Source organism: Paraburkholderia acidipaludis NBRC 101816, assembly GCF_000684975.1.
Lineage (GTDB): Bacteria > Pseudomonadota > Gammaproteobacteria > Burkholderiales > Burkholderiaceae > Paraburkholderia > Paraburkholderia acidipaludis.
On the sequence record NZ_BAXZ01000023.1, the window covers coordinates 124,077 to 130,401 of the forward strand.

A 6,325-nucleotide genomic window follows, 5' to 3' on the forward strand; every position below is an offset into this window, starting at 1 on the left:
GCCATGACGACGAAAGCGCTTCGCATTCCGAACCTGCGCGTGGGCGTGCCGCTGCTGGCCTTGATCTGGCTGGCCGTCACCACGCTGCCGTTTCTTTTCGTAGTCGCAACGAGTCTCAAGACCCAGGACGAGACCTATTCGTTGCCGGTCTGGGCACCGCCCGCGCACCTGTACTTCGGCAATTATGCCGCGGTGCTTGAAGGGCCGTATTTCACGTACTTCCGCAACAGCGTGTTCGTGGTGGGTGTTTCCGTGGTGCTGATCGTGCTGGTGAGCGCGATGGCCGCGTATGCCTTCGCGCGCATGAAATTCGCGCTGAACAAGATGCTTTTCGGGCTCGTGGTGGCGGGCATGATCGTGCCGCTGCATGCCACGCTCGTACCGATCTATCTGCTTACGCGCAATCTGGGCCTCTACGACACGCCGTTTGCGCTGATCGGCCCGTATGTCGCGCTCAGCCTGCCGGTGTCGATCTTCATCCTCTCCGAGTTCATGCGGCAGATTCCGCGCGAGCTGGAGGAGGCGGCGGAACTCGACGGCTGCGGTCCGTTCAGCATTTTCTGGCGCATCTTCCTGCCGCTCTCGGGGCCGGGGCTTGCCACGGTTGCGATCTACAACGGCATCGGCCTGTGGAACGAATTCATCTTCGCCTACATGCTCACTTCCACGCCCGAGCATCGCACGCTGCCGCTCGCCATCTGGGACTTCCAGGGCCAGTACTCGTCCAACGTGCCGGCAATGCTGGCGGTCGTCACGCTGACCTCGCTGCCGCTGATCGTCGCCTACGCATTTGGCCAGGAGCGCGTGATCAAGGGCATGATGGCCGGATCGCTGAAGGGCTGACGCGCAACAGCACAAAGCGCACGAGACGAAACCGCGCGGCCCCGCGGCCCGCCTACCGAACTTCGCAGAACACGACATGGCAAGCATTTCCCTCACGAACGTACAGAAGGCCTATGCGAATGGCCACGCGGTGATCCGCAACGCGAACCTCGAAATCGGCAAGAACGAGTTCTGCGTCTTTCTGGGGCCCTCCGGCTGCGGCAAGTCCACGCTGCTGCGCATGATCGCGGGTCTCGAATCGATCACGGGCGGCGAGCTGCATATCGACGGTCAACGGATGAACGACGTCCTGCCCGCGAAACGCCGCGTCGCGATGGTGTTCCAGAACTACGCGCTCTATCCGCACATGAGCGTCTACGAAAACATGGCGTTCGGCCTGCGCCAGGCGAAGATGAACAAGTCGCTGATCGACGAGAAGGTCCGGCGCGCCGCCGCGGCGCTGCAGCTCGACGCGCTGCTCGAGCGGCGTCCCGCCGCGCTTTCGGGTGGGCAGCGCCAGCGTGTGGCGATCGGGCGCGCGATCGTGCGCGAACCGGGCGTGTTCCTGTTCGACGAGCCGCTCTCGAACCTCGACGCGGCGTTGCGCGTACAGACGCGCACGGAGATCGCACGGCTGCACCGCGAGTTCCGCGAGGCCAGTGCCGTGTACGTCACGCACGACCAGGTGGAAGCGATGGCGCTGGCCGACCGCATCGTGCTGCTGCAGACCGGCGCGAACATGGAGCGGCACGGCAGCATCGCCCAGGTGGGGGCGCCGCTCGATCTGTACCACCATCCGAAGAGCCGTTTCGTGGCCGGTTTCATCGGCTCCCCGAAAATGAACTTTTTCGCGGGAACGGTGGCGGCGGCCGACGAAGGCGGCGTGGTGATCGCGCTGGCAAGCGGCGAGCGCGTGCGTGCCCGGGTGGAGGCGGCGGGTGCGAGCGTCGGCATGAAGGTGACGCTTGGCGTGCGCCCCGAACATCTGCGCCTGGCTGTGGACGCCGGCAACGAGCAGACGCTGGCTTGCCGGGTGAGGCTGGTCGAGCGCATGGGCGAACACAGCTACGTGCACGCGGAGCCATTGGCTCACGACGCGGGTCCGTTGATCGCGAAGATCGCGGGCGACAGCACGCTAAGTGACGGCGATACGGTCAATCTCGCGTTGCCGGCCGAGTCGTGTCACGTGTTCGATGACCGCGATATGGCGTTGAAGCGGCGTTGAGCCGTCTCGCCTGAGTTTTCTGGTGTTTGCTCAAGGGCGAACATCGTGATCGGTCAATCAGTCATACTAATCGTATAGGCGCCTCCCGGCTGCCTGCGAACCCTATTGTCAGGAGTGAATGGATGTCGCTTCAACATACCAGCGAGACCCCGGTTTACCGCCGGCACGACGCACCTACCGAAGCTCGCGTAGCCGACCTGCTTGCGCGCATGACGCTGGACGAGAAGATTGCGCAGCTGCATGCCGTCTGGCTCAAGCTTCGCGAAGACGGCCGCCATGAATGGCGCAGCGAGGATTTCGCGCAGCGCGACACGGGTGTGCCGCTCGAAACGCTGCTGCGTCACGGTCTGGGGCAGGTCACGCGGCCGCTCGGCACCCATACCGTGGACCCGAAGGAGGGCGTGAAGGCGCTCAATGCGCTGCAGCGTCAGATGGTGGAAGGCACGCGCCTGGGCATTCCGGTGATGGCGCACGAAGAGTGCCTCGTCGGCCTGATGATCAAGGACGCCACGCTGTTTCCGTCGCCGCTGAACTACGCGGCAACCTGGAACCCGGCGTTGATTGGCCGCGTGGGCGAGGTGATCGGCGAGCAGGCGCGCTCGATCGGCTGCCATCAGGGGCTCGCGCCCGTGCTCGACGTCTCGCGCGATCCGCGCTGGGGCCGCACGGAGGAAACGTTCGGCGAGGACCCGTACCTCGTGGGCGTGATGGCCTGCCATTACGTACAGGGGTTGCAGGGCGAGCGCCGCGACCTCGTCGCGACGCTCAAGCATTTCGTAGCGCATTCGGCGAGCGAAGGCGCGCGCAATCACGCGCCGGTCCATGTCGGGCCGCGCGAGCTCAACGACACCTTCATGCTGCCCTTCGAGATGGCGGTCAAGCTCGCGCACGCGGGTTCGGTGATGCCGGCCTACCACGACATCGACGGCGTGCCGTGCCACACGAACCGCGAACTGCTGCAGGGCGTGCTGCGCGACAAGTGGGGATTCGACGGCCTGATCGTGGCGGACTATGCCGCCGTCAACCTGCTCTACACGCACCACGGCGTGGCGCGCGATGCTGCCGAGGCTGCGGCCCAGTCGTTCAATGCGGGCCTCGATGTCGAACTGCCGGGGCACGAGTGCGCACTGCACCTGAAAGAAGCGCTCGCGCGCGGCGAGATCAGCGAGACGACTCTCGACGCGGCCGTGACGCGCGTGCTGCGCGTGAAGTTCGATATCGGTCTCTTCGAGCATCCGTACGCCGACCCGGAACGCGTGAACCTGAGCAGCGCCGAAGCGAGCGATGTCGCGCACGAAGTGGCCCGCCAGTCGATCGTACTCCTGCGCAATGAGGGCGTCCTGCCGCTTGCCAACGATGGGCGGCAGAAGGTTGCGGTGATCGGACCGACGGCCGATGATCCGCTCGCTCTGCTCGCGGGCTACAGCTTCCCGGTGCACCTCATCAATAGCGGCGAGCAATCGACTTCGTCGATGAAGACGCCGCTGCAGGCGCTGCGCGAGACCCTCGGCGAAGCGCAGGTCGTGTACGAGAAGGGCTGCGCAATTATCGAAGAGCGTCGTGCAGGCGCGCCGGTGTTTCCCGGCGACGTGACACCGGGCACGGAGAACCTCAGTACTCGCGACGAACTGCTCAGCGCCGATACCTCGGGCATTGCGGCAGCGGCGCACGCCGCACGCGGCGCCGATGTGGCGATCGTATTCGTGGGCGACCTGGCAGGCCTCTTTCAATCGGGCACCGTCGGCGAAGGGTCGGACACGGACAGCCTCGCGTTGCCGGGCGTGCAGCAGGCCCTCGTCGATGCGGTAATCGCCACCGGCACGCCCACCGTGGTCGTGATGACGGGCGGCCGTCCGTACAATCTCGGAGGGCAGGAAGAACGCCTCGCCGCTCAGGCGATGGCCTTTGCGCCAGGCGAGCGCGGCGCCGAGGCGCTGGCCGAACTGCTGACCGGTCAGGCGAACTTCGGCGGCCGTCTGCCGCTTTCGGTGCCGACCAGCGCGGGTGCCGTGCCCTATGTGTACAACCATCGGCTCAAGAGCGCGGGAACGCCGATTGCGTGGCACTTCGGCTCGCGCTATCCGTTCGGTTTCGGGCTGGGCTATACGCGCTTTGGCTACAGGGATTTGCAACTCGCCGTGGCGGCAGCACCGATCGAGGACGGCACGTTCGAGTTCAGCTTCACGCTCGAGAACATGGGCGGGCGCTCCGGCGACGAGGTCGTGCAGGTGTACGTGCGTGACCGGCTCGCGTCGGCGTCACGCCCCGTGAAGGAGCTCAAGGCTTTCGCGCGGGTCACGGTGGATGCGCACCAGAAGGCGCGCGTGCGTGTGTGCCTGCCGGTCGACATGCTCAATTTCACGGATGGGCGCGGCGAACGCATCGTGGAGCCCGGCGACTTCGATCTGATGATCGGCAGTTCGAGCCGCGACATCCATCTGAACGCGACGCTTACCGTGACTGGCAACGCGACTCGCACGCTGGAGCGCGACTGGCGCATGGTGAGCGACGTGCAGGTGATCTGAGGCAGTACCCCTTATTCGAATTCCTTGCTACTTTTGAATTCAGGAACAGAAGCAACCATGTCTTACGCGATTTACCCGAGCCTTCTCGACAAGGTTGTGGTGGTGACGGGCGGCGGTACGGGCATTGGCGCCGCCATGGTCGAGGCATTCGCGGCGCAGGGCGCGCGGGTGTTTTTTCTCGACGTAGCCGACGACGCCTCGGCATCCCTCGCGCAGTCGCTGCGCGAGGCAAAGCACGCGCCGGCCTACCGGCGTTGCGACCTGCGTGACATTGCGCAGCTCGAAGCCTGCTTCGCCGATATCGCGAGCGTGGCGGGACCCGTGCAGGTGCTCGTGAACAACGCCGCCAACGACGACCGTCACGACGTGCGCGACGTGAAAGCCAGCTACTGGGACGACCGCATGGCCGTGAACCTGCGCCATCATTTCTTCTGCGCGCAGGCGGTGGCGGAGGGCATGCGCCAGCTTGGCGGCGGCTCGATCATCAACCTCGGCTCGATTTCATGGCACCTCGCTTCGCCGCGGCTCTCGGTCTACATGACGGCGAAGGCGGCTATCGAAGGGCTCACGCGCGGGCTGGCCCGCGATCTGGGCGACTACGGGATCCGCGTGAACTGCGTCATTCCCGGCGCGGTGCGCACGCCGCGCCAGATGCAGCTGTGGCAGTCGAGCGAAAGCGAGGCGCGCATCATGGCGCAGCAATGCCTGCACGAGCGCATCGATCCCGAGCACGTCGCGCGCATGGTGCTGTTCCTCGCCTCGGACGACGCCGCGCGCTGCACGGGCCGGGATTACTTCGTGGATGCGGGCTGGTACGGCGAATGAACGCGATCACACCTGTCTGCGTGTGGCAGGCCGGCGCGCAATTGGGCGAGGGGCCTGTATGGGTGGCGCGCGAGCGTTCGATCTACTTCGTCGATATCAAGCTATGCCAGGTACACCGCTTCAACGTCGATACGGGGGAGCGGCGGAGTTGGCGCGCGCCGGCGCAGCCGGGTTTCGTGGTGCCGCATGAGGAGGGTTCGATGCTGGCGGGCCTGCAGGGCGGCCTGTATCGTTTTACGCCTGAGGATGGCGGCTTCGTGCTTGCCCTGCCGGTGGAAACGGATCAGCCCGGCAATCGTCTGAACGACGGTTATGTCGACGCGCAGGGGCGTCTCTGGTTCGGCTCGATGGACGATGCGGAAACGTCGCATACAGGTGTCCTTTATCGCGCCGACGCTGATGCCGATGGCACGGTAAGCGCGCAGGATCGCGGATACGTCATCACGAATGGGCCGGCCATGTCGCCGGATGGCTGCACGCTTTACCACGTCGATACGTTGCGGCGCGCGATCTATGCGTTCGACGTAGCGGACGATGGCGAGCTTACGCGGCGCCGGCTCTTTGCTGCGCACCTGGAGCCTGGCTATCCGGACGGGCTTGCGGTCGATTCGCAGGGGTATGTGTGGAGCGCTTCGTTTGGCGGCGGCCGGATCGAGCGCTATGCGCCGGATGGCACAAGTGTGGGGCGTGTGGTGTTTCCGTGTTCGAATGTCACCAAGCTTGCCTTCGGCGGGGATGATCTTTGTACTGTTTATGCGACTACCGCGCGTAAGGGATTGGATGCTGGAGCGCTGGCGCGTGAGCCACTGGCTGGGGGGCTGTTTTCGTTTCGGGTGCCGGTGAAGGGGCAGACGCAGGCGTTGTGTCGGGTGGCGGTGGGATCTTTTACGTGAAGGGTTTGGGGTTCTGATATTTGTGGTTCTTGTTG

General features: G+C 65.2%; 5 protein-coding genes. All 5 read left to right on the forward strand.

What is annotated here, in order from left to right; translation table 11 throughout:
• Positions 1-3: 3 nt before the first annotated feature.
• The 5 genes from BAC01S_RS23685 (at position 4) to BAC01S_RS23705 (ending at position 6,290) form a co-directional block, all read left to right on the forward strand.
• On the forward strand, positions 4-843 hold the full coding sequence (locus BAC01S_RS23685; RefSeq protein ID WP_043203428.1) for a carbohydrate ABC transporter permease: 840 nt from the start codon (positions 4-6) through the stop codon (positions 841-843).
• Between the two features lie 76 nt (positions 844-919).
• The gene (locus tag BAC01S_RS23690; RefSeq protein ID WP_027796998.1) at positions 920-2,047 is read left to right on the forward strand and encodes an ABC transporter ATP-binding protein; all 1,128 of its coding nucleotides are present in this window, start codon (positions 920-922) and stop codon (positions 2,045-2,047) included.
• A 122-nt stretch (positions 2,048-2,169) separates the two neighbouring features.
• Complete coding sequence (locus tag BAC01S_RS23695; protein WP_027796999.1) at positions 2,170-4,572, forward strand: glycoside hydrolase family 3 N-terminal domain-containing protein; 2,403 nt, start codon at positions 2,170-2,172, stop codon at positions 4,570-4,572.
• Between the two features lie 57 nt (positions 4,573-4,629).
• Positions 4,630-5,397 carry an SDR family NAD(P)-dependent oxidoreductase gene (locus BAC01S_RS23700; protein ID WP_027797000.1) on the forward strand — a complete coding sequence of 256 codons (768 nt, stop codon included), beginning with the start codon at positions 4,630-4,632 and terminating at the stop codon, positions 5,395-5,397.
• Positions 5,394-6,290: an SMP-30/gluconolactonase/LRE family protein gene (locus BAC01S_RS23705; RefSeq protein ID WP_027797001.1), complete on the forward strand. Its 897-nt coding sequence runs from the start codon at positions 5,394-5,396 to the stop codon at positions 6,288-6,290. Before BAC01S_RS23700 ends, BAC01S_RS23705 begins: the two co-directional genes overlap by 4 nt.
• The last annotated feature ends 35 nt before the right edge of the window (positions 6,291-6,325 follow it).

Bases quoted from the DNA above. Each gene is read 5' to 3' on its own strand.
- BAC01S_RS23705 (WP_027797001.1), top strand. From the start codon at position 5,394: ATGAACGCGATCACACCTGTCTGCGTGTGGCAGGCCGGCGCGCAATTG.
- BAC01S_RS23685 (WP_043203428.1), top strand. From the start codon at position 4: ATGACGACGAAAGCGCTTCGCATTCCGAACCTGCGCGTGGGCGTGCCG.
- BAC01S_RS23690 (WP_027796998.1), top strand. From the start codon at position 920: ATGGCAAGCATTTCCCTCACGAACGTACAGAAGGCCTATGCGAATGGC.
- BAC01S_RS23695 (WP_027796999.1), top strand. From the start codon at position 2,170: ATGTCGCTTCAACATACCAGCGAGACCCCGGTTTACCGCCGGCACGAC.
- BAC01S_RS23700 (WP_027797000.1), top strand. From the start codon at position 4,630: ATGTCTTACGCGATTTACCCGAGCCTTCTCGACAAGGTTGTGGTGGTG.